Raw genomic sequence first — 26,056 nt, 5'->3', positions numbered from 1 at the left:
AACTAGCTTTGAGGAGGAAAAAACATGGCAACAAACGACCCACTATACGAAAAAACGATATCCAGCCAACCGATTTTTGACGGAAAAGTAATCAAGGTGAAGGTAGACGAGGTTCTGCTGCCCAACGGCAACACGTCCAAACGCGAAATCGTCAACCACCCTGGCGCAGTAGCGGTCATCCCGATCACGGATGATGGTCAAATGGTATGTGTCCGCCAATTCCGCAAGCCACTGGAGCGCTCTATCCTAGAGGTCCCGGCAGGCAAGCTGGAAAAAGGGGAAGACCCGCTCGAATGCGCCAAACGTGAGCTGGAGGAAGAAACAGGCTATCAGGCATCCCAGTATACCCATATCAGCTCGTTTTATACCTCACCGGGCTTTGCTGACGAGATTCTACATTTATATATGGCAACCGGCCTGACTGCAGGGGAGAGCCGACCGGATGAGGATGAATTCGTCGAGATTCTGCATCTGACGCTGGAAGAAGCCAAAAAACTCCACGAAACCGGCGAGATTCGCGACGCCAAAACCGTCCTCGCCCTTTTCGCTTGGGAGAACCAGCTCTTAAAGCAGCATGGCTAAGCCAACACTCACGCCCGTTTTTGCCGACATGCACATCCATATCGGTGGCACGAAAAGCGGCAAGCCCGTCAAAATCACCGCCTCTCGCAAAATGACACTCTCCGCGATCCTAGAAGAAGCCTCCGAGCGCAAAGGGATGGAGATGATCGGCATCATCGACTCCCACTCACCAGAGGTGCAGGAGGAGCTGTTGGAGCTGATTGACCGAGGGTTGGCCAAACCGCATCCAGACGGCGGTGTCACCTATAAAAACACGATGCTGATCCTCGGCTGTGAAATCGAGGTAAAAGAACCGGACAGAGGCGAAGCCCATTTTCTCTGCTATCTGCCTACAGTCGCAGATATGCAGCGCTTTACTGATTGGCTCAGACAACGACTCAAAAACGTCCACCTCAGCTCCCAACGCATGCGCGGTTCACTTCGGGAGCTTCAGGCTTTTATTGCTGAGAACGGCGGTGTGATCGTACCCGCGCATATTTTCACTCCGCATAAAGGATTGTACGGCAGTTGTACGGACCATCTGGCAGAGGTGGCTGACCCGAATCTGATCTATGGGGTGGAGCTTGGTCTTAGCTCCAACAGCGATATGGCCGATACGATCAGCGAGCTGCATGATAAGACTTTTTTGACCAACTCGGACGCCCATTCGCTGGCGAAGATCGGCCGTGAGTATCAGCAGATGGCGGTCAAGGAGCCTTGTTTTGCAGAATTCGTCAAGGTGCTTCGCCACCAAGACGACAGACGGGTGATCGCTAACTACGGCTTGCATCCGCGTCTTGGAAAATATCATCAGACCGCGTGTCAAGGCTGCGGCTCGACACAACCTGCTACAGCAGAAGGCCGTTGTCCAGACTGTGGGAAAAAAGCCGTGGTGCACGGCGTAGATGAACGTATCAAGGAGCTGGCGGACAGCGCGTTCGGTACACATCCCGACCATCGTCCACCTTACGTGGAGCAATTTCCACTGGAGTTCATTCCTGGACTTGGGCCGAAGACGAAGGCGAAGTTATATGAAGCGTTCGGTACAGAGATGAACATTCTGCACCGCGTAGGGGAACAGGAGCTCGCGCGCGTTGTAGGGGAAAAAGTAGCTCACACTATCGCTCTCGCACGCACAGGTTCACTGAGTGTGAAAGCGGGTGGAGCGGGGGTCTATGGGAGGATAGGGGTAGAGTAAAGAAGGCTTCCTTCCATCTCGGAGGGAAGCCTCTTGATTAAGAAAAGGACAAGTATATTCAGAAGGAGTTGAGCCGCGATGGCCGACGTATTTACCCCCGAACAACGCCGCAAAAACATGCAAGCCATCCGATCCATCTCCCATCTGGAAAGACGCATCGCCCAAGAGCTGTGGAACCGCGGCATCCGCTTCCGCCGCAATGTCAAAAACATGTTCGGCAAGCCTGACATCGCCATCAAAAAATACAAAGTCGTCATCTTCATCGACTCCTGCTTTTGGCACGCCTGTCCCAAGCACTGTGTCATCCCCAAGACCAACACAGACTTTTGGCTGCAAAAATTCAAGCGCAACCAAGACCGAGATGCCAAGGTCAACGAGTTCTATCGGAGTAAAGACTGGAATCTGCTGCGGATCTGGGAGCATGAAGCCAAAGCAGACCTGTCAGGCACCGTGGATCGGATCGCCGAGTGGATTGGCTATATACGTAACTTCCGTATCAAGGATGAAGCCACCCGAGATGATGCCAGGTATGAATCAGCTGCAAGCATGGAGGAGTGGGAGAACAGCGTATCCATTCCGCTCGGTCAGACGCTCAAAATCATCGATTCCCTAACAACCCCCATCTCTAATGAAACCGTAGCAAAATAAGAACCTCGGAATATTTCCGGGGTTCTCTTCGTTGATCGTTCTTCCGTTAGTCTTTCGCCATTTTTTCGCTATTCTGCCGTCACTCCTCCGTCATACATCCGCCCGCCCCCGCATACTTATGAAAGTAACCAGCACTCAGGAGGCGAGCGTACGTGAGAACACGCTTTGGACAAACCATTTCTCTCTATTTAAAAGAAAACCAGTCGCTCTATGTCTTCACCCTCGTGTTATTTACGATGGGCATCATCTTCGGCGCCGTTCTGGTCAACTCGCTGGCTTTTACGCAAAAGCAAGAGCTGCTTGGCTTTCTTCAGTACTTTTTTACGACCATCGAAAAGGGCGGCATTCCCGACTCGACGCTGCATTTTGAACAAGCCTTCGGGCATTATCTCAAAACCGTCGCGATTCTGTGGATTCTCGGACTATCCATCATTGGCTTGCCGATGATTTTACTTTTATTGTTCCTCAAAGGCATCGTGGTCGGGTTCACCGTCGGCTTCCTCGTCAGCGAAATGCAATGGAAGGGACTCACGTTTGCGATGTTTGGCGTTCTGCCGCAAAACATGCTGGCCGTACCTGCTCTGTTGATCGTCGGCGTCGCTGGGATCTCCTTTTCCCTGCGCCTGATCAAGACACGGCTGCTCACCAAGAGAGACAGCATCATGCCGCATTTCGTCAATTATTCCATGCTCGTCGGCGTTATGTTCATCGTCCTGACTCTCGCCGCACTGCTTGAGACCTATGTGTCACCGATGCTGATGCAGTACGCATTTAATTAAGAATGATTCCAATATAAGAACAGATTCATTTGACTAAAACAATACCCCTCCACTATAATAAGGAAAGGTTCGATGCGAACGGGGAGGGGCAACCATGGAAGAAAAAATCGAGAAGATTAAGCAACAGCTACAATCTCACCACTACAAACTGACTCCGCAACGGGAAGCAACTGTTCGCGTACTCTTAGAAAACGAAGAAGATCATCTCAGTGCTGAAGATGTGTACCTTTTGGTCAAAGAAAAAGCCCCCGAAATTGGCTTGGCAACCGTCTATCGGACACTTGAACTGCTTAGTGAATTACGGATTATTCATAAGATGAATTTCGGAGACGGCGTAGCACGATATGACCTGCGTGATGACAATGCAGAGCATCACCACCACCACCTGGTCTGCATGAACTGCGGGACCGTGGATGAGATCTTCGAAGACCTGCTCGAGGGGATGGAGCAGCGGGTACACAACGATTACAACTTCACGATCCTCGACCACCGCTTGACGTTCTACGGGATCTGCAAACGTTGCATCGATAAAGTCAAAATCGACGACTTTAAATAATAAACTTCTCTTATAACGGGAGAAGTTTTTTTCGTTTGGGTTTTGCTCCCGTGTGGCATGCTAATGGTAAGAATGCCTTTTTCGAGGAGGAAACATACAAATGAAGATCGGTGTACCCAAAGAGATTAAGAACAACGAAAACCGTGTAGGCTTGACCCCGGCAGGTGTGACCGCGTACATCAAGGCAGGTCACGAGGTCTATGTGGAAGCAGGCGCAGGTGTGGGCAGCGGCTTTCAGGACGAAGACTACCAAGCAGCAGGAGCGACGATGTTACCAGACGCCGCACAGGTCTGGAATACATCAGAGATGATCTGCAAGGTAAAAGAACCGCTGGCACAGGAATACGGCTATTTCCGTGAAGGACTCATTCTGTTCACCTATCTGCACCTGGCACCTGAACGCGAGCTGACCCAAGCGCTGATGGACAAAAAAGTCGTGGCGATTGCCTACGAGACGATCCAGACAGACGACGGTGCTCTGCCGCTGTTGATGCCGATGAGCGAGGTAGCGGGCCGCATGTCCGTACAGATCGGGGCGCAATTCCTCGAAAAAATGCACGGTGGAAAAGGCATCCTGCTCGGCGGTGTGCCGGGTGTGTTACCGGGTAAAGTCACCATCGTCGGCGGCGGGATCGTCGGTGTCAACGCAGCCAAGATGGCACTCGGCCTCGGTGCTGACGTAACGATCCTCGATATCAATGCCAACCGTCTGCGCCAGCTCGATGACCAGTTCCAAGGCCGTCTGCGTACCCTGATGTCCAACAGCTACAACATCGCGCAAGCCGTCAAGCAGGCCGATCTGCTGGTCGGTGCGGTACTCATCCCTGGTGCGCGTGCGCCTAAGCTCGTCACCGAGGAGATGGTCAAATCCATGTCATCAGGCTCTGTTATCGTCGACGTGGCGATTGACCAAGGCGGCTCCATCGAAACCATCGACCGCATCACCACCCACAGCGAACCGACTTATGAGAAGTACGGGGTCGTTCACTATGCCGTCGCCAATATGCCGGGCGCTGTCCCACGCACCTCAACCATTGCGCTTGAAAATGTAACCGTGCCATACGGTCTGCAGCTTGCCACCAAAGGCTACCGTCAAGCGATCATTCAGAATAAAGCACTTGCCCGTGGTGTCAATGTGTTGAACGGTCAGGTCACCTATGAAGCAGTGGCCAAATCACTCGGACTCTCATTTAGCCCGCTCAGCGATGTCTTAACCGACGTTCCTCTCTAAATATCCGCGGTTATGCGGAGTAGGACACGCCGCATAGGATAAGGTAGAGACTTGCGCAAGGAGGGCAGTTGTGCTATGGTTTTTCCTGTTCGTCGTTTGATGGAATTGGTGCGCTTCTTCCTCGTATTTATCACTTGTGCTCTCATCTGCTACGGGATTGTTACCTTTTTGTCCGAGCGTTTCTTACCGGCCAACCCGTACAGGGAGCCACACGGCAATGCCGTCAAGGTGATCAAAATACTCAACGGAAAGCATAGCCATGAGTTAGACTGGTATTACGAACGTTTACAGCTTTTTTACACGGTCGGGGAATGATTTCAGGCGAAAAAAGAGGATTTTTCCGAACGGTTGTGGAATGGGATAAAGGTACTATTTCACCTTGAAGGAGAAGTCGCTCCAATGGATATGCTTATTGATCACTTCACCCACTTTTTGGCAGTGGAAAAAGGACTGGCCGCCAATACGCTGGAGTCATACCAACGCGACTTGGTCATGTACAATGCGTATTTGCGAGAGCAGGGGATTTCGCAGATCCAGGACACGACACGTAGCCACATCTCAGGCTATCTGCTGATGCTTAAAGAAAAAGGTCGGGCGACAGCTACCATTTCCCGCAACATGGCTTCGATCCGCGCGTTCTATCAATTCCTTGTACGCGACAAACATCTTGAGCACGATCCTTCAATTCATTTGGAAACACCGAAGATGGAAAAGCGTCTGCCCAAAGTACTCTCGATTCAAGAGGTCGAGATGCTTTTGGAAGGGCCAAAGGTAAACACCGCTCCTGGGATGCGTGATAAAGGGATGCTGGAGCTTCTCTATGCGACCGGAATCCGCGTCTCAGAGCTGGTGTCATTAGACATAGGCGACGTTAATCTCGACATGGGTTTTCTCAAATGCATGGGCAAAGGTTCCAAGGAGCGTATGATCCCGCTTGGAAGTATCGCCATCGATGTCGTGCGCAGATACATAGAACAGGGTCGTCCCAAGCTACTCAAACAAGGCAACGATCACGCCCTGTTTTTGAATCACTTGGGCAAGCGGATGACCCGCCAAGGTTTCTGGAAGATCATCAAGAAGTACGCTGTACAGGCAGGAGTGAGAGCGGAGATTACCCCGCATACGCTCAGACACTCGTTTGCCACGCACCTGCTGGAGAACGGGGCTGACTTGCGTTCGGTTCAAGAGATGCTTGGTCATGCCGATATCTCCACGACGCAGATCTACACCCACGTGACCAAAACAAGGATCAAAGATGTGTATGCCAAATCCCACCCGAGAGCGTAGGCTCTCTTTTTTCAATCACCAGCATTTTTTACAGGAACGTACAGAGGAGGATGACAGATGGCGCGTTTTTCGCGTGTTTTTTTGATTGTCATGGACAGCGTCGGGATTGGTGAACTGCCGGACGCACCGAAATTCAATGATGAAGGGGCACACACGCTCGGTCATATCGCAGAGCGCGTGAACGGCTTTGCACTGCCGAACCTCGCGAAGCTGGGCCTTGGTAACATCGCACCGCTTCACAACGTACCAACCGTACAAGAGACCACAGCCCATTACGGGAAAATGGCTGAGATCTCCATCGGGAAAGACACCACCACTGGCCACTGGGAAATCATGGGCCTGCAAGTGGCAGTCCCGTTCAATACCTATCCAGACGGGTTCCCACAAGAACTGATTCAAGAGTTTGAACAGCGCATCGGACGTAAAGTGCTCGGCAACAAAGTCGCATCCGGCACCGAAATCCTCGATGAGCTGGGCGAAGAGCATATGAAAACAGGCGCTGTTATCGTCTATACGTCTGCGGACTCCGTGTTCCAAATCGCAGCACACGAAGAGATTGTTCCACTCGATGAGCTCTACCGCATCTGCGAAATCGCACGTGAACTGACCCTGCGCGATGAGTATGCGGTTACACGCGTCATTGCCCGTCCATTCTTGGGTCAACCGGGTAATTTTGCACGTACCGCCAACCGTCATGACTACTCCGTGAAGCCATTTGACAAAACAGTCATGAACCACCTGGTGGACAACGGCATCGAGTCGATTGCAATCGGAAAAATCTCTGACATTTATGCCGAAGAAGGAATCACCCGCTCCATCCGTACCAAAGATAACATGGACGGCGTAGACCAGATCGTTAAAACGATGGGCGAGGACTTCACAGGACTCAGCTTTGTCAACCTTGTCGACTTCGATGCGAAATTCGGCCATCGCCGCGATCCAGAAGGCTACGGACAAGCACTGATGGAATTTGACGCACGTATGCCTGAGATCCTTGGCGCTATGCGCGAAGGCGACCTGTTGGTCATTACAGCTGACCACGGTAACGACCCCATCCACCACGGAACAGACCACACCCGTGAATATGTTCCCCTTCTGGTTACATATAAAGGTCTTGAGGCAGGCAAAAACCTCGGTGTGCGCGAAACGTTCGCAGATCTTGGCGCAACCATCGCGGACAACTTTGGTGTCACCCTGCCAAAAATCGGTCGCAGTTTCTTAGAAGAATTGTAGGAGGTACACACAATGAGCTCGATCAATCAAGCAAAAGAATTTATTTTAGGCCAACTTAAAGAAGCACCGACACTGGGTCTGGTACTCGGTTCCGGTCTGGGCGTATTGGCTGAGGACATCCAAGACGCGATTGCCATTCCATACAGCGATATCCCAGGCTTCACCCAATCCACGGTAGTAGGTCACAAAGGCCAGCTCGTCATCGGTAAGCTGCAAGGCAAACAAGTAGTAGCGATGCAAGGTCGTTTTCACTACTACGAAGGCCATGGACTCGATGCGGTTGTTTTCCCGATCCGTGTGATGAAAGCAATCGGGGTAGAGACCATCATCGTGACCAATGCAGCAGGCGGTGTCAACACCGAATACAATGCAGGCGATCTCATGCTGATCACCGACCATATCAACCTCACTTCCCGCAACCCGCTGATCGGACCTAACGATGAGAGCTTTGGCGTGCGTTTCCCAGACATGTCTGAAGCCTACTCCAAGCGCCTGCGTGAAGTGGCGAAAGCAGTAGCCAACGAGCAAGGAATCCAGCTGAAAGAGGGCGTCTACTGCGGTATGCTCGGCCCATCCTATGAGACTCCAGCCGAAATCCGCATGATCCGCTACCTCGGCGGTGACGCAGTCGGTATGTCCACCGTACCGGAAGTAATCGTAGCCCGTCATATGGGTGTCGAAGTCCTCGGTATCTCTTGCATCTCCAACATGGCAGCAGGCATCCTCGAACAGCCTCTGACCCATGACGAGGTTATGGAAACGACGGAAAAAGTAAAATCCGAATTCCTTGCACTCGTAAACGGAATCATCGCCAAATTATAGAAAACAGGTGAATATCGATATGGAAAACAAAGCGCAAAAAATTCAAGAAGCAGCTTCCTATATTGCAGGGAAAATCTCTGTACAACCACGCATCGGTCTGATCCTTGGCTCCGGTCTTGGCGTGCTTGCTGACGAAATCGAAAACCCAACCTACATCAACTATGATGAAATCCCGAACTTCCCTGTGTCTACCGTAGCAGGACACGAGGGCCGTCTGGTAGTAGGCCAATTGAACGGCACACCGGTTGTTGCTATGCAAGGCCGCTTCCACTACTACGAAGGTTACAGCATGAGCGTCGTTACGTTCCCGATCTATGTAATGAAAAAGCTCGGCGTCGACACTCTGGTCGTAACCAACGCAGCTGGCGGTATGAACCGTGCGTTTGCAGCAGGTGACCTGATGATTATCACCGACCATATCAACTGGACCGGCGATAACCCGCTGATCGGTGCCAACCTCGAAGAGTTCGGCCCACGCTTCCCAGACATGTCCCGCGCCTACACTCCTGAGCTGGTGAAAACCGCGAAATCCGTAGCAGAACGACTCGGCGTCAAAGTACAGCAAGGCGTATACGCAGGCGTGTCTGGCCCTACCTATATGACTCCGTCTGAGCTGACCATGCTCGCACGTGTCGGCGGTGACGCTGTCGGTATGTCTACGGTTCCAGAAGTGATCGTAGCTAGCCATGCAGGCCTCAAAGTCCTCGGAATCTCTTGCATCACAGACATGGCGATCGGCGAAGAGCTCGAGCCACTCACCCACGAGCAGGTTGTAGCGGTAGCGAACCGTACCCGTCCGCAATTCATCTCCCTTGTGAAAAATATCGTAGCTGAGGTGTAAGCAATGATACGCATGGTAGATGTAATCGCAAAAAAACGGGACGGTCATGAGCACACCCCGGAAGAAATCGCCTTTCTCGTAAATGGCTACACAGACGGCTCCATTCCTGACTATCAGATGTCAGCATGGGCGATGGCGGTTCTTTTCCGTGGGATGACCCCTCGTGAAACAGCAGACCTCACACTGGCAATGGCAGGCTCAGGCGATCAGATCGATCTCTCCTCCATCCCAGGGGTCAAGGTAGACAAGCACTCCACAGGCGGAGTAGGGGACAAGACGACACTCGTAGTCGCGCCTCTAGTCGCTGCTGCAGGCATTCCTGTGGCCAAAATGTCAGGGCGTGGACTCGGACACTCCGGTGGCACCATTGACAAGCTGGAGGCCATTCCAGGCTATCAGGTAGAGCGCTCCCGTGAGCAGTTCCTCGATCAGGTGCGTGAGGTGGGCGTAGCCATCGTTGGCCAGTCCGGCAACCTCACACCAGCCGATAAAAAGCTGTATGCATTGCGCGACGTAACTGCGACGGTTGAGGCCCTGCCACTGATCGCCAGCTCCATTATGTCCAAAAAAATCGCAGCAGGCGCAGACGCGATCCTGCTCGACGTCAAAGTGGGCAGGGGCGCTTTTATGAAGACCCTCGAACAAGCCGAGACGCTGGCCCATGCCATGGTCGAAATCGGCGAACAAGTAGGGCGCCGCACCGTGGCCGTACTCAGCGACATGAACCAGCCGCTGGGCTTTGCAGTGGGCAATGCGCTCGAGGTCAAAGAAGCAATTGACACCCTCGCCGGCAAAGGGCCGAAAGACTTCACCGAACTCTGCCTGACGATCGGTTCTCATATGCTGGTATTAGGTGGCAAAGCACCTGATACTACCACCGCCTATCAACTGTTAGAAGAGCTGATTGCAACCGGAAAAGCGGTCGATAAGCTTGCTGAGATGGTCGCTGCCCAAGGCGGTCAAACTGATTGCATCTATGACACCTCTCTCTTGCCTCAGGCGGCTCATAAGCTCGAAGTGAAAGCACCAGCCAAGGGATATATCACAGCCATCGATGCAGAGCGCGTAGGGCATGCTTCCGTTTCTTTAGGTGCAGGCCGTCTGACCAAAGAACACGACATCGATCTGGCAGTCGGAATCGTCTTTGCCAAAAAAATCGGAGACCCGGTTGAAGCAGGCGAAACGATCGCTGTTATTCATGCAAATAATATAGAAGCTGGACAAAATGCGGTTGATGAGATCGCATCTGCCATCAGCGTAGACGCTGAGCAGGGAGTCGTGCAACTTTTGATCTATAAAATTATTTAAAACTTTTTTGGCGAAAAAATAAAAATTATTAAAATGGGTTTCAGGCCTGATTCCGCTATATTCCATGCTTGATTTCGTAGGGTATACGTACGAAAAGCGTTGAATGTAGCGGTTTTTTTCATCTTTTTGCATGCGGCATGCAGTTTGTCTCATATATATAGTTACAAACAAGTTTTCAAATAATTTCAAAATATATAAGAAGAAATAAGCCTAGGTTTATAATGTTTTATATTTGTATTTGTGAAAATTCGTTGACACCGCTATCATTTCGTAATAATTTTATAGTGTCAGGCGAATGTTAAGGATTTCTTCGAATTTCGTAAAAAACACGTAGAGTAGCTGTGTATTTCGTAATTCGATTTTACAGGCTTACAAGATCTTTAAATGGAGTGGTACTCTTGAAAAGAATCGACCATCTGGATCGGCAGATACTACAAATTCTCCAGGACGATGGGCGCACTCCTTACACAGAGATTGCACACCAGCTTAAGATTAGTGAAGGGACAGTACGCTCTCGGATCTCTCGCCTGTTGCACGACGGTGTGTTCGAATTTGTCATTCGCACTGATCCAGTCAAATTAGGACTTAACGTCCAGACCATCATCGGACTGAACACCAAGCTGGGACTTCAGCAGCAAGTGGCCGAAGAACTCAGTCAACTCCCGGAAGTTCGCTTTGTGGGAGCCTTCAGCGGAAAACACGATCTCATCATTCAGGCATTCTTTTATAGCAATACCGAGCTCATCCACTTCGTCAACGAACGACTCTCTCGCATAGAAGGAATCCTTGGCGCAGACGTTTCTCTCGAACTCCGCCAATACAAGGATTCATTCTCCTACGTTCGTGAAGACGAAGTTGCCATAAATGAAAAGGGTTGATGATGAGGACCCCAGGCAACGATTTCTCCTAGTCGTTGTTTTCAGAAAAAACATAAAATAGGGGGAGTTAACGTTGAAGAAGAGTGTTTTCGTGCTAGCCAGTTCCGTTTTGATGCTCAGTACCGCTTTGACAGGTTGTTTCGGTAAACCTGTCAGCACAGATGCCAACGATAAACCGGCATCTGACTCGCAAATCCTCAAGCTGAACCTCCACTCAGAACCACCTACAGCAGACCCTGGACTCGCCTCAGACACCACGTCTGGAGCGGTTGCCCGCGCTACTTTTGACGGCTTGACCCGCACCACTGAAAAAGGGGAGCCGATCAATTCCGTAGCAGAGAAGATCGATGTCTCCGATGACGGTTTGACCTACACCTTCCACCTGCGTGATTCGCAATGGAGCAATGGTGATCCAGTGACTGCACACGACTTCGAATTTGCTTGGAAGCGTGCCCTTGACCCTAATACGATCTCTGACTATGCATACCAGCTTTACTACATCAAGAACGGCGAAGCGTTCAACACGAAAAAAGCGAAGCGTGATGATGTAGGGGTAAAAGCACTGGATGACAAGACTCTCGAAGTCAAGTTAGAGAACCCAACCCCGTTTTTCCTTGAGCTGACAGCATTCTACACGTACTATCCTGTTAACAAGAAGGTAGTCGAAGCCAATCCGAAGTGGGCGACAGAAGCAGCCACCCACGTAGGAAACGGCCCGTTCAAAATGGAAGCATGGGAACATAAGAGCAAGCTTGTTCTCGTGAAGAATGACAAGTACTGGGACAAAGACACCGTAAAGCTCGACCGTATCGAATTCTCAATGGTAGAAGACGAGAACACGGAGCTTTCCATGTTTGAAAGCGGTGATCTTGACTGGGCTGGTCATCCGCTCAGTTCACTTCCTACCGATTCGATTCCAGCGCTGAAGGATCAAGGCAAGATGACTACGATCCCGATCGCCGGCACCTATTGGTACAAATTCAACACTGAGCAGGTTCCATTCAACAACGTCAAAATCCGTAAAGCCTTCACCTACGCGATTAACCGACAAGCCATTATTGATAACATTACTCAACAGGAACAAAAACCAGCTATGGGCGCACTGCCTGAATCCATGCTTCTACATCCTGAAGGTTACTTCAAGGATAATGACGTGGAGACGGCTAAGAAGTTACTAGAAGAAGGGATAAAAGAACTCGGCCTCACCAAATTGCCGCCGATTACCCTTTCTTATAATACTTCTGAAGCACATAAGAAAATCGCAGAGGCAATCCAAGACCAATGGAAGCAAGAACTTGGCGTGGAGGTTAAGCTCGAAAATGTCGAGTGGAAGACCTACATCGATAAACTTCACGCCGGGAACTACCAAGTTGGGCGAATGGGATGGCTGGGCGATTTCAATGACCCGATCAACTTCCTTGAACTCTTCAAAGACAAGAAGGGCGGCAACAACGACACGAACTGGGAAAACCCTAAGTTTAAAGAGCTGTTGAACCAATCCGCACTCGAACTTGATAAAGAGAAACGTAAGAAAATTTTGGCAAATGCAGAGGCGATCCTCATGGAGGATATGCCGATTGCTCCAATCTACTTCTATACGTTCTCTTATGTGAAGAAGGACCAAGTGAAGGGAGTCGTCTTGGACGGCTTGGGGTTTGTAGACTGGAAATGGGCTTATGTAAGCAAGTGACCTTGCTGACAGAGCAGTACGTGTAGTGTTTATATGGGCATTGTGGGTTAAGGGTATATGGATGGGCCATATACCCTTACTCTACAGTCCCTTGTATTACCATAGTATTAAACATACTTTTTGGTTTATTATTATGGTATTAAATAAATAGACAGAAAAATGTATTTCTGGTGGGTTACACATCTATTTTTCATATAGTGTCGAATTTTGACAACTTGTGTAAGGTGGATGTGGAAGTAGCAAATCTTTAAAGGGGGTATGTAAATTGTTTCGCTACCTAGGCAAACGTATCTTGTTCATGGCTATCTCGCTCTTCCTGATTGTCACCTCTACCTTCTTCCTGATGCATGCGATTCCGGGCGGTCCTTTCACCTCCGAGAAAAAAGTGCCGGAAGAAATCAAAAAAGCTCTCGAAGCTAAATACGGTTTGGACAAACCACTTTTCGAGCAATACACCGATTATCTTGTTGACGTTATTCAATGGGACTTGGGCCCATCTTTTACTGAGAAATCATCCACTGTTAATGATATGATTAACCGCGGTTTCCCGGTATCTGCACACTTAGGTCTGCAAGCGATTGCCATCGCAGTATTTGGGGGGATCACCCTCGGGGTAATCGCAGCCTTAAAGCATAATAAGTGGCAAGACTATACCGGTATGATCATAGCTGTATTGGGACTTTCTGTGCCGAGCTTTATCTTGGCAACCTTCTACCAATACGTATTTTCCATCGAATTAGGATGGTTCCCAATTGCAAAATGGGAGTCATTTGAGTATACAGTATTGCCTTCCTTGGCACTTGCGGCTTCCCCACTCGCGTTTATCGCGCGTCTGACCCGCTCCAACATGATTGAGGTATTGGGTCAAGATTACATCAAAACGGCTAAATCCAAAGGTCTTTCTTCCTTCGTGATCACCGTAAAACATGCGATTCGAAATGCTCTGTTGCCAGTTATTACGTATCTTGGTCCACTGATTGCAAACGTTCTTACCGGTTCTTTCGTAATTGAGCGTATCTTCGGTATCCCAGGTCTTGGCCGTGAGTTCGTACTCTCTATCTCTAACCGTGACTACACTGTAATTATGGGTACAACTGTATTCTATTCCATTCTGCTTGTAGTTCTGGTTCTCTTGGTTGACTTGGCGTACACATTCGTTGACCCACGTATTAAATTAGCTGGTGGCGGAAAGGAGTAGGATAACATGCAACAATTAACTAAAGAACATTTCCAACCTATTTCGGTTGACCTCCGTCAGGCTGAACAAATTTCTCGTCCAAGCCTTTCATTTTGGGCAGATGCTTGGCGCCGACTGAAGCAAAATAAAGTAGCGATGGTCTCTATGATCTTCCTGATTGCTCTGATTGTTTGTGCGATTTTCGTACCAATGATGAGCTCTAATGACTACTTCACAACAGATCTCGCTGGTAAGAATAAAAAGCCTTCTGCTGAACACTGGTTCGGTACGGACGACCTCGGTCGTGACGTGTTTGTACGTATTTGGTACGGTGCTCGTATCTCTCTTGAAGTAGGTTTTGCTGCTGCTGCGATCGACTTGGTCGTAGGGGTTATCTATGGTGGTATCGCTGGTTTCTACGGCGGTAAAATCGATGAAGCGATGATGCGTTTTGCCGATATCTTGTTCGCAATTCCTTACCTGCTTGTTGTAATCCTGCTTCTCGTTGTATTTGAGCCTGGTGTAGGTACGATTATCCTAGCCCTAACCTTAACGGGTTGGATAGGGATGGCCCGTATCGTACGTGGTCAGATGCTTCAACTGAAACAACAAGAGTATGTGCTTGCTGCCCGTTCTCTTGGTGCTGACGATATGCGTGTTCTCTTCAAACACTTGGTTCCAAACTCTCTTGGTCCAATCATCGTTACACTTTCACTGACAGTTCCTTCTGCAATCTTCGCAGAGTCCTTCCTGTCCTTTATCGGTCTTGGTGTATCCGCACCGGTAGCTTCATGGGGTACCATGGCGAATGAGGGTCTGCCAGCGATGAAGTATTATCCATGGCGATTGATGTTCCCAGCGGTCTTTATCTCTGTGACCATGCTTGCCTTCAACTTGTTCGGTGACGGTATCCGTGATGCCGTAGACCCACGACTGCGTAAATAGGGGGGAATTACTCATGGAACGTATTCTTGAAGTTAAAGACCTGCACGTTTCCTTCCACACATATGCCGGTGAAGTTCAAGCTGTACGCGGTGTGAACTTCCACGTAAATAAAGGGGAAGCTGTAGCGATCGTAGGGGAGTCCGGTTGCGGTAAATCCGTAACCTCCCAAACCATCATGAAATTGATCCCGATGCCACCGGGTGAAATTAAAAAAGGTCAAATCCTCTTCCAAGGCGATGACCTTGTGAAGAAATCCAATAAAGAAATGGAGTCCATCCGCGGTAAGGATATCGGTATGATCTTCCAAGACCCGATGACTTCCTTGAACCCAACCATGACGATCGGTAACCAAATCATGGAGGGTCTGATCAAGCACCAAAACATGAGCAAAGCTGCGGCAAAAACCCGCGCTGTTGAGTTGCTTGAAATCGTAGGGATTCCACAGCCAGACCGCCGCGTCAATCAGTATCCACATGAGTTCTCGGGTGGTATGCGTCAACGTGCGATGATCGCAATCTCTCTCGCATGTTCTCCAAAACTGCTGATCGCCGACGAGCCTACTACTGCGCTTGACGTGACCATTCAGGCTCAAATCCTTGACCTGATGAAAGATCTTCAAAAGAAAATGGGTACTTCCATCATCCTGATCACGCATGACCTCGGTGTTGTTGCTGAGATGTGCGACCGCGTTGTAGTTATGTACGCTGGTAAGGTAATCGAAGAGGGAACCGTAGACGAAATCTTCTACAACCCACAACACCCGTATACCAAAGGTCTGCTTCGTTCGGTACCTCGTCTTGACCTCGATCGTGACGAGCCGCTGACTCCGATCTTCGGTACACCACCAGACTTGCTCCGTCCGCCGGTAGGCTGTGGTTTCACTGCCCGCTGCGAGAACGCGATGCGTGTCTGCCAAGAGATTGACCCAGAATTGAATGACGTAAATGGACCTTCTCACCGTGCTGCTTGCTGGTTGCAACACCCGCTTGCACAAGGTAGATCGTAAGAAGGGGGAGGGCAATTCATGGCTAAGAAACCAATCGACCAAAACGATAATCTTCTTGAAATCCGTGATTTGAAGAAATACTTCCAAATCGGCGAAAATACACTTAAAGCAGTAGATGGTGTATCCTTTACCATCAAGCGTGGGGAAACACTTGGTATCGTAGGGGAGTCTGGTTGTGGTAAATCCACAGCAGGCCGTACGATCCTCAAGCTGTACGATCCAACAGAAGGTCAAATCATCTTCGAAGGCAAAGATCTTTCCAAGCTGAGCAATTCCGAGATGAAACCACTCCGCCGCGAAATGCAGATGATTTTCCAAGACCCGTACGCATCTCTTAACCCGCGTATGACGGTTGGCGATATCATCGGTGAAGCGCTTGACATCCACGGTCTCGCTTCCGGTGCAAAACGCAAAGAGCGTATCCAAGAGCTTCTGTCTCTGGTAAGCTTGAACCCTGAGCATATGAACCGTTTCCCGCATGAGTTCTCCGGCGGTCAGCGCCAACGGATCGGTATCGCCCGTGCACTCGCGGTAGAGCCTAAGTTCATCGTATGTGACGAGCCGATCTCCGCTCTTGACGTATCCGTACAGGCACAGGTAGTTAACCTTCTTGAGCAACTTCAAGAGAAGATGGGCCTCACTTATATGTTCATCGCGCATGACCTCTCCATGGTTAAGTACATCTCTGACCGTGTAGGTGTTATGTACCTTGGTAAAATGGTGGAGCTTGCAGAGTCCGACAAGCTGTACAGCAAGCCGCTCCATCCGTACACCCAAGCGCTTCTTTCTGCGATTCCGATTCCAGATCCAGAGATTGAGCGTAACCGTGAGCGTATCGTTCTAGAAGGTGACGTACCAAGCCCGATGAACCCACCAAGCGGTTGCAACTTCCGTACTCGTTGCCCGAAAGCAATGCCAGAGTGCGCAGCAGCTGCTCCACAGTGGAAAGAAGTAGAGCCTAACCACTTCGTAGCTTGCCATCTCTATAACTAAGCACACAGTTCAGTCATACTAGGAAATGAGCCTCAACGAAGTAAAGGGAGCCTGACTCCCATTTCGATGAGGCTTTTTTTTAGCTATTTGCTACCAAAATATGGGTCGTAAGGTAATATGAATACCTAAAATATATATATCTAGAAAAAAGGGGGCGAGTGAGATGAAAAACAGAGGCAGATCACTTGTGAAGTACGTGCAAGAATGGCTTAGAGAGAACAGCCGTACTGATATGTCGAATTCGCTGGCCTTGGGGAGAATCCGTAACTCAATTGCAACCAAAATGATTATTTTTGGAATTGTTATGGTCTTGGTTATCTTTCTGACCTTGCAATTTATCGCTTTTACTTATTCAAAAGCTACGTTAACCAACATCACGTCTAAAGAGACTAAAATGCTGGCTGAGCAGCACAGCCAAAGTATTAATGATTGGGTGAATACGTTAACCGAAGCGGTAAATGAAACAGCAAAACGCCGGGTGTTGACCACGGATATTGACACACTTGTGATGGAGCAGTTTAAAAACCTGAAGCAGAGCTATAAGGAGATCACAAAAGTCTATCTGATTGATACGGCAACAGGCAAGGATATCTATTCACTCACAGGGCGGAGCGGAACTGATTTTAGAACCAAAGAGTACTTCAAAAAGGCGATGGAGAAAAAGGAATTGGTCATCTCTGACGAAGAATTTACGCCGAATGCAGAGAGAAGCTTTCTATACATCGCATCACCTGTGGGAGATGCGGGTAAGACGGACCGTATCTTGGTTGTAGCTTTTTCGATCAATCAGCTGGTGGAAAAGCTGGAAAAGGTGCCGTTCATGCAGAATGGATATGCCTTCGTGGTAAAAGGTGACGGTCTCGTCGTCGCTCACAAGGATAAAAAGCAAAACAGCACGGTAGAGCTTGCCAAGCAAGGCGAGTACGCTGAAATGCTGGAACTGATGAAGCAGGGGAAATCTGAGTCGGTCGTCTATAAAGACAATGGCGTGGAAGCATTCGCCGCATTTGCCCCGATTGAGACGCTAGGGTGGAATTTTGTCATGACTACCTCAACAGATGAAATCTACGGGGAAGTGTACAACATGACATGGGTGATTCTGTTGCTCTCCATCCCGGTGAGCGGAATTGCTTGTGTGCTGATCTGGTGGTTCGCCAATAAGATCAGAAGATCACTCTACGCCATTGCCAGGTACATGCAGCGCGTGGGTGAAGGGGATCTGCAGGTCCATGCGAACGTAAAAGGCCATGACGAGATCGCACTCGTCGGTCGGGCGATGAACCATATGGTGGGCGAACTGCGTAATCTGTTGGCCAACGTGCACGATAAAGCTACTCAACTACATATAGCCACAGATGAGCTAAATATGATTGCACAGGAAAACCGTGCGGCTATTGACACCATTCAGACCAATATCACCACCATCTCAGACAGGGTCGTCAATCAAACCAATGAGGTACAGTCGACAGCAACGACTGTCTCCGAAATCTCGGAAGGCGTGGAGCAGGTAGCCACAGCCGCAGAATCCACCTCGATTGCCACCAGCCGTACCTTTGACCGCGCTCAAGACGGCTCTACACTGGTGCAGGAGGTCATCCATGTCGTCCGCATGGCTTCTGAACAGGTAGCCCGCTCCAATGTGCGTATGCAGAGCCTGCGCCAGCGATCCAGCGAGATCACGGAAATCGTCAAAATGATGACCGCCATCGCGTCTCAAACCAACCTGCTGGCCCTTAATGCTTCCATAGAAGCAGCACGCGCCGGTGAAGCAGGCAGAGGCTTCTCCGTCGTTGCCAATGAAGTCCGCAAGCTGGCTGAGGAGAGCAGTGAATTCTCAGACCGCATCGCTTTAATCGCCCGCTCCATCAACCAGGAAGCACAGGAAATGAGCCATAACATGGACAGCATCGTCACCATGGTATCCAGCGGTCTCGTCTCCGTCGAAAATGTAGGGCATGCCTTCGATCAAATCCTCGGCGACATCCAAGCGGCCGCCAGCCAAAGTGAATCCATGACCGCCATCTCCGAAGAAATGGCCGCAGGCAACCAAGTCGTGACTTCATCCATGATGCGCCTGTCCAATATGTCCGGGGATATCCAGACCTCCATTACAGGTGTGGTCGAAACCATTGATGAACAGCTCATGGCGATTTCCAAAATCAACGAGGAAGTAGATCACCTCAAACAGATGGCAGATGAGCTGAATGAGAATATCCAGAGGTTCACGATCTGATGGGATGAAGGACCAATGAGAAACCAAGGATGGGTTGAACATGTTGCTGATTGTACATCAACCCGATGGGATAAAAAAAGCGATTGTACCAGAGTCACCAAGTCGATCGCCACAACCCCAATGTAGCAGCATAACTTCTGCATGCAAACCACCCTTCTGTTGCTCAGTGAAGGGTGGTTTCTTCATCATTAGACAAATTTTGGTTTACAAACATACAGAAGTTAGGTAGAATCGGATGCGGAACATATGTTTGTTATTGGAGGACTTTTTATGGAAATCAACGTGCGAGAGACTAAACATTTACATATCCAGCCAAGTATTCTGTACTATGGGACGCCGGTGGTACTGCTGACCACCTTGAATGAAGACGGTTCTACCAATATTAGTCCGATCTCATCCTCATGGGCGCTCGGTCATTGTCTGGTATTAGGTCTTGGACTGAACGGCAAAGCGCTTGAGAATCTCAGAAGACACCCAGAATGCGTAGTCAATGTCCCCAATCCCAACCTGTGGAAGAACGTTGAGGCCTTAGCCCCGTTGACAGGAGTAAATCCAGTACCGGAGCAAAAAGCAGCCAACAAATTCCGCTATGAAAAGGACAAGTTTGCAGCTGCCCAATTAACAGCCCAGCCTTCCGAAAAAGTAATGCCGTCCCGTATTTTGGAGTGCCCGCTGCAAATCGAAGCGAAGGTGATGCATATCCGTGTACCTGAGCATACCCCAAGTTTTGCTATTGTAGAGGTAGAGGCGGTCAACATACACGCCGATAAGGAGATCTTGATCGATGAGAAGCATATTGATCCCAATGTGTGGAGTCCATTAATTTATAACTTCCGACACTATTTTGGTTTGGGTGAACATCTCGGTAAAACATTCCGTGCCGAGTTATAAAGCAGGGCCTGTGTGGCCCTCTTTTTTATACCCAAAATAATTATCCAATCCTGTCATTCATTGTGTATTTTTTCCTGCCAGCTTGGAAATGCTACCAGTAAGAATGGAGGTAAGGGAACGTTATGAAAAGACTATCTCGATTTTTCCTTTTCACACTAGCATTTCTCACTTTCTTTTCCTCATCCGCCGGGTCGGTTTTTGCTGCGGAGAACAAGGTAGATATGGCTCCGCATGCGAAGTCTGCCGTCTTGATTGAGGCGGATTCGGGCACCATTTTGTATGAAAAGAATGCGAATGAAAAACTGCCACCGGCAAGTATCACCAAAGTCATGACCATGCTCCTCGCGATGGAAGCGATTGAGCGCGGGGAATTAAAGCTGACCGACAAAGTCCGCACCAGTGAGCATGCAGCCTCCATGGGTGGTTCGCAGATCTTTTTGCAACCTGGTGAAGAGATGTCTGTCGAGGATATGCTCAAAGGAATTGCGATCGCATCCGGCAATGATGCAGCGGTAGCGATGGCAGAGCATCTCGCAGGTACCGAAGAGGCATTCGTTGCCAAGATGAATGAGCGGGCCAAGCAGCTGGGGATGAAAAATACCCACTTCGTCAATCCGAACGGCCTGCCGTCCCCTGACCATTATTCCTCAGCGATGGACATCGCGATCATGTCGCGTGAGCTGTTAAAGCATGAGCATATCACCAAATACACGGGTTCTTATCAGGATTATCTGCGCAAAGACTCCAGCAACCCGTTCTGGCTGGTCAACACCAACCGTCTGGTGCGCTTTTATCAAGGCGTCGATGGTCTGAAGACCGGTTATACATCCGAAGCGAAGTATTGTCTGACCGCTACGGCCAAGCGCAACAACATGCGTCTGATCACCGTGGTACTGGGTGAGCCTGACACGAAAACACGCAATGCCGAAGTATCGGGTCTGTTTGATTATGCCTTCAACCACTTCCAAGTGTATCCAGTTTACAAAAAAGGCGATGTCGTCCAGCAGCTGATGGTCGATAAGGGACGTGATGCGAAAGTCAATATCGTCACATCGCAAACGGTCAGCCTGTTGACGAAAAAAGGGGAAAACCCTGATATGTACAACAAAGAAGTCGTCTTGACGCCAAGCATTAAGGCACCTGTGAAGAAGACGGACGTGGTGGGACATATTTTCATCAAGAAGGACGGCAAAGAAGTGGCACGGGTCGATCTGTTCCCGGAAAAAACAGTAGACCAGGCAGGCTTGTGGGAGATTCTTAAGCGTACAACGAGAGCGATTGTAGTCAGCTACCAGTAGAGGCACACAACCAGATGACCCGCGAAAAGAGTCGAGAATGCCACAGGTTTTTTGATGAGGCTTCTCGATTTTTTTGTTCTTTTTGGAGCTTTTGTCGACTGGGAGGAATTGGTTCTTACGGTGACGAAACTCTAGAGCATCAAGGGTAAGAAGGAGTGTGTCAACGATGAGTCTTCGCATCGATATGGAAGTAAAAAACGAAGTATTGGTTGTACGACTGCAAGGCGAACTGGATCACCACACCGCAGAAGAGCTGCGCAACAAGGTAGACGATGTGCTCAAGAACGAGCAGATCCGTCATGTGGTGTTAAGCCTCGCCTCCCTCGAATTTATGGACAGTTCCGGGATCGGTGTGATTCTTGGCCGCTATAAGCAAATCTCTGCACGCTCCGGGGAAATGGTCGTCTGCTCGATCAACCCGACGATTTACCGCATTTTTGAAATGTCAGGCTTGTTCAAAGTGATTAAGTTCAAAGATAACGAAGCAGAAGCCTTGACTGTACTGGGGGTGGCCTAAGATGGCGAATCAGAACCGGATGAACCTCTCCTTTGCCGCACTCAGTAAAAACGAAGCGTTTGCCCGTGTGGCGGTCGCCTCCTTCCTCTCCCAGCTCGATATCACCATGGAAGAGATGGAAGAGATCAAAACCGTCGTATCTGAGGGGGTAACCAACTCGATTATTCATGGGTACGAAGAAAATCCAGAAGGTCTGGTACATATCCATGTCGCCTATGATGATGGTCTGGTGGAGCTGACGATTGAAGACCACGGCCACGGGATTGGCGATGTGGAAGAAGCGATGCAACCGCTCTACACCTCCAAGCCGGAGCTGGAGCGTTCGGGTATGGGCTTTACGATTATGGAAAATTTCATGGATTCGATTGAAGTGATCACAGGGGTCGGCAAAGGCACAAAAATCCGTCTGACCAAACGACTTTCATTCTCAAAAGCTTTACAAAACTAGGGGTAATGCCATGGGAGCCGATATCAAAAACGCCAGTCACCCATTCTTAAGTAATGACCAAGTGAAAGAGTTAATCGCCAAAAGCCAATCCGGTGATAACGATGCACGCGAAACGCTGGTCAACAGCAATATTCGCCTCGTTTGGTCCGTTGTCCAACGCTTTATGAACCGTGGGTACGAAGCGGATGATCTGTTCCAGATCGGGTGCATCGGGTTGCTCAAGGCGGTGGACAAATTCGACCTCACCTATGATGTCAAATTCTCCACCTATGCCGTACCGATGATCATCGGGGAGATCCAGCGCTTCCTGCGTGATGACGGGACGGTCAAAGTAAGCCGTTCCCTCAAGGAAACAGCCAACAAGGTGCGCCGGACGAAGGATGAGCTGTACAAAAAGTTTGGCCGCTCACCGACGATCCAGGAGGTGGCCGATGAGCTGGGGATCGCACCGGAGGATGTCGTCTTCGCCCAAGAAGCGGCCCGTGCGCCGTCATCGATCCACGAGACGGTGTTTGAGAACGATGGGGATCCGATCACCCTGATCGACCAGATTGCCGACGAGAGCGTGGGCAAATGGTTTGACAAGATTGCCCTCAAGGATGCGATCAGCAGGCTGACCGAGCGTGAACAGCTCATCGTCTTCCTGCGCTATTACAAAGACCAGACCCAATCTGAAGTAGCCGAGCGGCTGGGCATCTCCCAGGTGCAAGTCTCCCGGCTGGAAAAACGAATCTTACAGACGATCAAAGACCAGATCGAGCACTAGCTCGAATGGTCTTTTTTTTGCTTGCGCATACTATCAGCTACAACTAGGGGACGGGGGAGGATGCGTGTGGAAGAGAATCAGCCACTGTTTCTTCGTTTGCGTAAACGCCTGACGGTTCGCGAAAATGCATTGATCACGCTGGGAGACCTGTGCCAGCTCTATTGGGACGGACAGCGTGAAGAGACGCTTGCCAAAATCCCGGTCTACAAGGTCAGACCGGAGGATGGTGACCTGGTGATCGTCGACATCATGCAGATCATCAAAAAGCTGCGGACGATGTATCCGGATGTGGTGTTGGAGGTGCAGGGAGCCTCACAGCTGATCGTGGAGGTGACGCGTCCACGCAAACGGCCACACCTCATCGCGGTCGTCCTGGTCTGGTTGCTGCTGTTCGTCGGCTCAGGCCTTGCGATCATGAATTTTCATGCCGATGTCAGCATGCCCCAGGTACATCAACGGATCTATTATCTGATCACAGGAGAGCAAGATGCCCATCCGATGCTGCTGCAGATTCCGTATTCGATTGGCATCGGGCTTGGGATGGTGCTGTTTTTTAATCATATTTTCCGTAAAAAAATCAATGAGGAGCCCAGTCCGCTCGATGTCGAGATGTTTTTGTACCAGCAGAATCTCGACCAGTACTATCTCCAGCATGAAAACAAAGAGAACGAGAAGGACAAATCATGAGCCTGCTCAAAGGCAGTCTCACCGTCATCATCGGACTGGGGGGCGGACTTGCGGTGGGCAGCGGATTTGTGGCATTTGTCAGCATGCTAGAGGTCATCCCTCGCTTAACTCAGCTGAGCCGCACGCATAACTATCTGCGGGCCTATGAGTGGGCACTGGTCAGTGGGGCTTTGTTTGCAACAACGACGGATTTTTTCCAAATCGTTTTTTATCTGCCGCGCGTGCTGGTCATCCTGCTGGGACTGCTGGCAGGAGTCTTCATCGGGACGCTGGCGGCCGGACTGACCGAGGTGTTGAACGTCTTTCCGATCCTGACCAAGCGGCTGAACATGGAGACGTTTATTAAAACCTTTTTACTGGCAATGGTGATCGGCAAGATAACAGGATCACTTGTCCAATTTTGGCTCCAGCTATACTGAAATATCTCGTGGTAAAAAGTACCAACTCATAGAACAGGAGTATCTCACAAAAACTAGTCAGTAGATACCAACCTTACACCTTACCAACCATGAATCGGAAGAAAGGGCGCGATTGACTCTCATGGCAACCAAGACGAAGAAAGGAATCCAGTTCCCCTTAAGCAAGGCCGAATACAAAGAGCAAGCCAGCAAGTACCGTCCGAAGCGAAACGTACTACAGAACACGTTCCGTGCCTTTTGGGTCGGCGGTACGATCTGCCTGCTGGGACAGATTATCACCAACATCTATATCAATTTCTTTGGATTCAGTGAACAGGACGCAGGCAATCCGACGGTAGCCACCTTGATCCTGATCTCCGTGATTCTCACCGGACTTGGCGTCTATGACAACATCGGACAATACGCAGGGGCAGGCTCTGCCGTACCGGTCACTGGCTTCGCCAACTCGATTGCTTCGGCGGCGATTGAGCACCGCAGTGAAGGCTATGTGCTTGGGGTTGGCGGCAACATGTTCAAGCTGGCCGGGTCTGTCATCGTGTTCGGTACAGTGGCGGCGTTTGTGTTCGGTGCGCTGCGTACAATTCTCAATATGCTGTGGGCGGGGTGAGCGACAAGATGAGTACAAGTGTAGCAACGAGAAACCGGCTGAGCCGCCAGACCTGGCAATTTACCGAAGACGTGCGTATTCAGGCAACGGCTACGGTCGTCGGACCAAAAGAAGGGGAAGGACCGCTCGGAGCCTTGTTTGACAGAGTCTATGATGATATGTACGCCGGACAGGATTCGTGGGAAAAAGCAGAGCGGATTCTGATGGAGGACGCGGTCAACATCGCGCTGGAGAAGGCGAGGCTGAAGCCGGATGATATCGACCAGATCCTCGCAGGTGACCTGCTCAACCAGAATATCACGGCTAACTTCACCGCCGAGAACCTGAGCATTCCGCTGATGGGGATGTATGGAGCATGCTCTACCTCGATGCTGACGCTCTCCAATGCGGCTGCACTGGTCAATGCAGGCTATGCCAACTACATCATCGCCGCTTGCAGCAGTCACAACGCCACAGCAGAGCGGCAATACCGCTACCCGACTGAATACGGCGGACAAAAACCACCCAATGCCCAATGGACTGTCACAGGTGCGGGTGCGGCAGTGGTCGGCATAGGCGGCGATGGTCCGCGTCTCACCCATGCGACGATCGGCAAAGTGATGGATTTAGGGATCAAAGACCCGTTTGACATGGGCGCGGCGATGGCTCCGGCAGCCGTCTCTACATTGATGACGCATTTTGAAGATACGGGCCTTCGTCCACAGGATTATGACCTGATCGTCACCGGGGATTTGGCCTCTATCGGTTATGCGATCGCCAAAGACCTGCTCCAAAAAGAAGGCTACGACATGGACAAGGTGTACAACGACTGCGGTCTGATGGTCTACCATCCCGATCAGGAAGTCTTCGCCGGGGCAAGCGGATGTGCCAGCTCTGCAACGGTCACCTACAGCTATATCGTGGATCAACTCAGTAAAGGCCTGTTGAAAAAGGTGCTCGTCTGCGCCACCGGAGCACTTCTCAGCCCGGTCAGTTACCAACAGGGCGATTCAATTCCGTGTATCGCGCATGCTGTTGCGTTTGAAGGAGGAAAATAG

28 protein-coding genes are annotated in these 26,056 nt (G+C 50.1%); all 28 read left to right on the top strand.

Annotation, left to right across the window (positions count from 1 at the left end; all coding sequences use genetic code 11):
- Positions 1–24: 24 nt before the first annotated feature.
- The 28 genes from FGI41_RS07100 to spoVAD all read left to right on the top strand — a co-directional run bounded on the left by FGI41_RS07100 (position 25) and on the right by spoVAD (position 26,056).
- Complete coding sequence (locus FGI41_RS07100) at positions 25–582, top strand: NUDIX domain-containing protein (RefSeq protein ID WP_139489266.1); 558 nt, start codon at positions 25–27, stop codon at positions 580–582.
- Entirely contained in the window at positions 575–1,759 is a 1,185-nt protein-coding gene (locus FGI41_RS07095; RefSeq protein ID WP_139489265.1) for an endonuclease Q family protein, read from the top strand. The genes FGI41_RS07100 and FGI41_RS07095 overlap by 8 nt, the downstream gene beginning before the upstream one ends.
- A 78-nt stretch (positions 1,760–1,837) precedes the next feature.
- Positions 1,838–2,407 carry a very short patch repair endonuclease gene (locus FGI41_RS07090; RefSeq protein ID WP_139489264.1) on the top strand — a complete coding sequence of 190 codons (570 nt, stop codon included), beginning with the start codon at positions 1,838–1,840 and terminating at the stop codon, positions 2,405–2,407.
- Positions 2,408–2,559: 152 nt separating this feature from the next.
- Positions 2,560–3,186, top strand: a complete 627-nt coding sequence (gene spoIIM, locus FGI41_RS07085; protein WP_139489263.1) for a stage II sporulation protein M — start codon at positions 2,560–2,562, stop codon at positions 3,184–3,186.
- A gap of 94 nt (positions 3,187–3,280) precedes the next feature.
- Positions 3,281–3,742, top strand: coding sequence for a ferric iron uptake transcriptional regulator (fur, locus tag FGI41_RS07080; RefSeq protein ID WP_139489262.1), 462 nt, complete (start codon positions 3,281–3,283; stop codon positions 3,740–3,742).
- A 100-nt stretch (positions 3,743–3,842) separates the two neighbouring features.
- The gene (gene ald, locus FGI41_RS07075; protein ID WP_139489261.1) at positions 3,843–4,973 is read left to right on the top strand and encodes an alanine dehydrogenase; all 1,131 of its coding nucleotides are present in this window, start codon (positions 3,843–3,845) and stop codon (positions 4,971–4,973) included.
- 75 nt (positions 4,974–5,048) lie between these two features.
- Positions 5,049–5,288, top strand: coding sequence for a DUF4227 family protein (locus FGI41_RS07070; RefSeq protein ID WP_139489260.1), 240 nt, complete (start codon positions 5,049–5,051; stop codon positions 5,286–5,288).
- A gap of 84 nt (positions 5,289–5,372) precedes the next feature.
- On the top strand, positions 5,373–6,260 hold the full coding sequence (xerD, locus tag FGI41_RS07065) for a site-specific tyrosine recombinase XerD (RefSeq protein ID WP_139489259.1): 888 nt from the start codon (positions 5,373–5,375) through the stop codon (positions 6,258–6,260).
- Positions 6,261–6,317: 57 nt separating this feature from the next.
- A complete protein-coding gene (deoB, locus tag FGI41_RS07060; protein ID WP_139489258.1) occupies positions 6,318–7,493 on the top strand; it encodes a phosphopentomutase in 1,176 nt (391 codons plus the stop codon).
- Positions 7,494–7,505: 12 nt separating this feature from the next.
- Complete coding sequence (locus tag FGI41_RS07055) at positions 7,506–8,315, top strand: purine-nucleoside phosphorylase (RefSeq protein WP_139489257.1); 810 nt, start codon at positions 7,506–7,508, stop codon at positions 8,313–8,315.
- A gap of 19 nt (positions 8,316–8,334) precedes the next feature.
- Positions 8,335–9,156 carry a purine-nucleoside phosphorylase gene (locus tag FGI41_RS07050; RefSeq protein ID WP_139489256.1) on the top strand — a complete coding sequence of 274 codons (822 nt, stop codon included), beginning with the start codon at positions 8,335–8,337 and terminating at the stop codon, positions 9,154–9,156.
- Positions 9,157–9,162: 6 nt separating this feature from the next.
- The gene (locus tag FGI41_RS07045; RefSeq protein ID WP_139489674.1) at positions 9,163–10,464 is read left to right on the top strand and encodes a pyrimidine-nucleoside phosphorylase; all 1,302 of its coding nucleotides are present in this window, start codon (positions 9,163–9,165) and stop codon (positions 10,462–10,464) included.
- Between the two features lie 398 nt (positions 10,465–10,862).
- On the top strand, positions 10,863–11,342 hold the full coding sequence (locus tag FGI41_RS07040) for an Lrp/AsnC family transcriptional regulator (protein ID WP_139489255.1): 480 nt from the start codon (positions 10,863–10,865) through the stop codon (positions 11,340–11,342).
- Between the two features lie 73 nt (positions 11,343–11,415).
- Positions 11,416–13,032, top strand: a complete 1,617-nt coding sequence (locus FGI41_RS07035; protein ID WP_139489254.1) for a peptide ABC transporter substrate-binding protein — start codon at positions 11,416–11,418, stop codon at positions 13,030–13,032.
- Between the two features lie 265 nt (positions 13,033–13,297).
- Positions 13,298–14,230, top strand: a complete 933-nt coding sequence (locus tag FGI41_RS07030) for an ABC transporter permease (protein ID WP_139489253.1) — start codon at positions 13,298–13,300, stop codon at positions 14,228–14,230.
- A 6-nt stretch (positions 14,231–14,236) separates the two neighbouring features.
- Entirely contained in the window at positions 14,237–15,154 is a 918-nt protein-coding gene (locus FGI41_RS07025; protein ID WP_139489252.1) for an ABC transporter permease, read from the top strand.
- 13 nt (positions 15,155–15,167) lie between these two features.
- Positions 15,168–16,160 (top strand): ABC transporter ATP-binding protein, encoded by a 993-nt coding sequence (locus FGI41_RS07020; RefSeq protein WP_139489251.1) that lies wholly within the window; start codon positions 15,168–15,170, stop codon positions 16,158–16,160.
- Between the two features lie 18 nt (positions 16,161–16,178).
- Positions 16,179–17,153, top strand: a complete 975-nt coding sequence (locus FGI41_RS07015) for an ABC transporter ATP-binding protein (RefSeq protein ID WP_176560167.1) — start codon at positions 16,179–16,181, stop codon at positions 17,151–17,153.
- 163 nt (positions 17,154–17,316) lie between these two features.
- Entirely contained in the window at positions 17,317–19,386 is a 2,070-nt protein-coding gene (locus tag FGI41_RS07010) for a methyl-accepting chemotaxis protein (protein ID WP_139489250.1), read from the top strand.
- A 270-nt stretch (positions 19,387–19,656) separates the two neighbouring features.
- Positions 19,657–20,277: a flavin reductase family protein gene (locus FGI41_RS07005; protein WP_139489249.1), complete on the top strand. Its 621-nt coding sequence runs from the start codon at positions 19,657–19,659 to the stop codon at positions 20,275–20,277.
- 122 nt (positions 20,278–20,399) lie between these two features.
- Positions 20,400–21,575: a D-alanyl-D-alanine carboxypeptidase family protein gene (locus tag FGI41_RS07000; protein ID WP_139489248.1), complete on the top strand. Its 1,176-nt coding sequence runs from the start codon at positions 20,400–20,402 to the stop codon at positions 21,573–21,575.
- Positions 21,576–21,741: 166 nt separating this feature from the next.
- Positions 21,742–22,092, top strand: coding sequence for an anti-sigma F factor antagonist (spoIIAA, locus tag FGI41_RS06995; protein ID WP_139489247.1), 351 nt, complete (start codon positions 21,742–21,744; stop codon positions 22,090–22,092).
- 1 nt (position 22,093) lies between these two features.
- Positions 22,094–22,540: an anti-sigma F factor gene (gene spoIIAB / locus FGI41_RS06990; protein WP_139489246.1), complete on the top strand. Its 447-nt coding sequence runs from the start codon at positions 22,094–22,096 to the stop codon at positions 22,538–22,540.
- A gap of 10 nt (positions 22,541–22,550) precedes the next feature.
- The gene (sigF, locus tag FGI41_RS06985) at positions 22,551–23,306 is read left to right on the top strand and encodes an RNA polymerase sporulation sigma factor SigF (RefSeq protein WP_139489245.1); all 756 of its coding nucleotides are present in this window, start codon (positions 22,551–22,553) and stop codon (positions 23,304–23,306) included.
- 60 nt (positions 23,307–23,366) lie between these two features.
- On the top strand, positions 23,367–23,993 hold the full coding sequence (locus FGI41_RS06980; protein WP_139489244.1) for a stage V sporulation protein AA: 627 nt from the start codon (positions 23,367–23,369) through the stop codon (positions 23,991–23,993).
- Positions 23,990–24,412: a stage V sporulation protein AB gene (locus FGI41_RS06975; protein ID WP_139489243.1), complete on the top strand. Its 423-nt coding sequence runs from the start codon at positions 23,990–23,992 to the stop codon at positions 24,410–24,412. The genes FGI41_RS06980 and FGI41_RS06975 overlap by 4 nt, the downstream gene beginning before the upstream one ends.
- Positions 24,413–24,533: 121 nt before the next feature.
- The gene (gene spoVAC / locus FGI41_RS06970; protein ID WP_139489242.1) at positions 24,534–25,019 is read left to right on the top strand and encodes a stage V sporulation protein AC; all 486 of its coding nucleotides are present in this window, start codon (positions 24,534–24,536) and stop codon (positions 25,017–25,019) included.
- 8 nt (positions 25,020–25,027) lie between these two features.
- Positions 25,028–26,056: a stage V sporulation protein AD gene (spoVAD, locus tag FGI41_RS06965; RefSeq protein ID WP_139489241.1), complete on the top strand. Its 1,029-nt coding sequence runs from the start codon at positions 25,028–25,030 to the stop codon at positions 26,054–26,056.

The organism is Brevibacillus dissolubilis (assembly GCF_006170445.1).
Taxonomy (GTDB): domain Bacteria; phylum Bacillota; class Bacilli; order Brevibacillales; family Brevibacillaceae; genus Brevibacillus_B; species Brevibacillus_B dissolubilis.
Note: the sequence above shows the minus strand (reverse complement) of the source record. Positions and strands in the feature narration are given on the sequence as shown.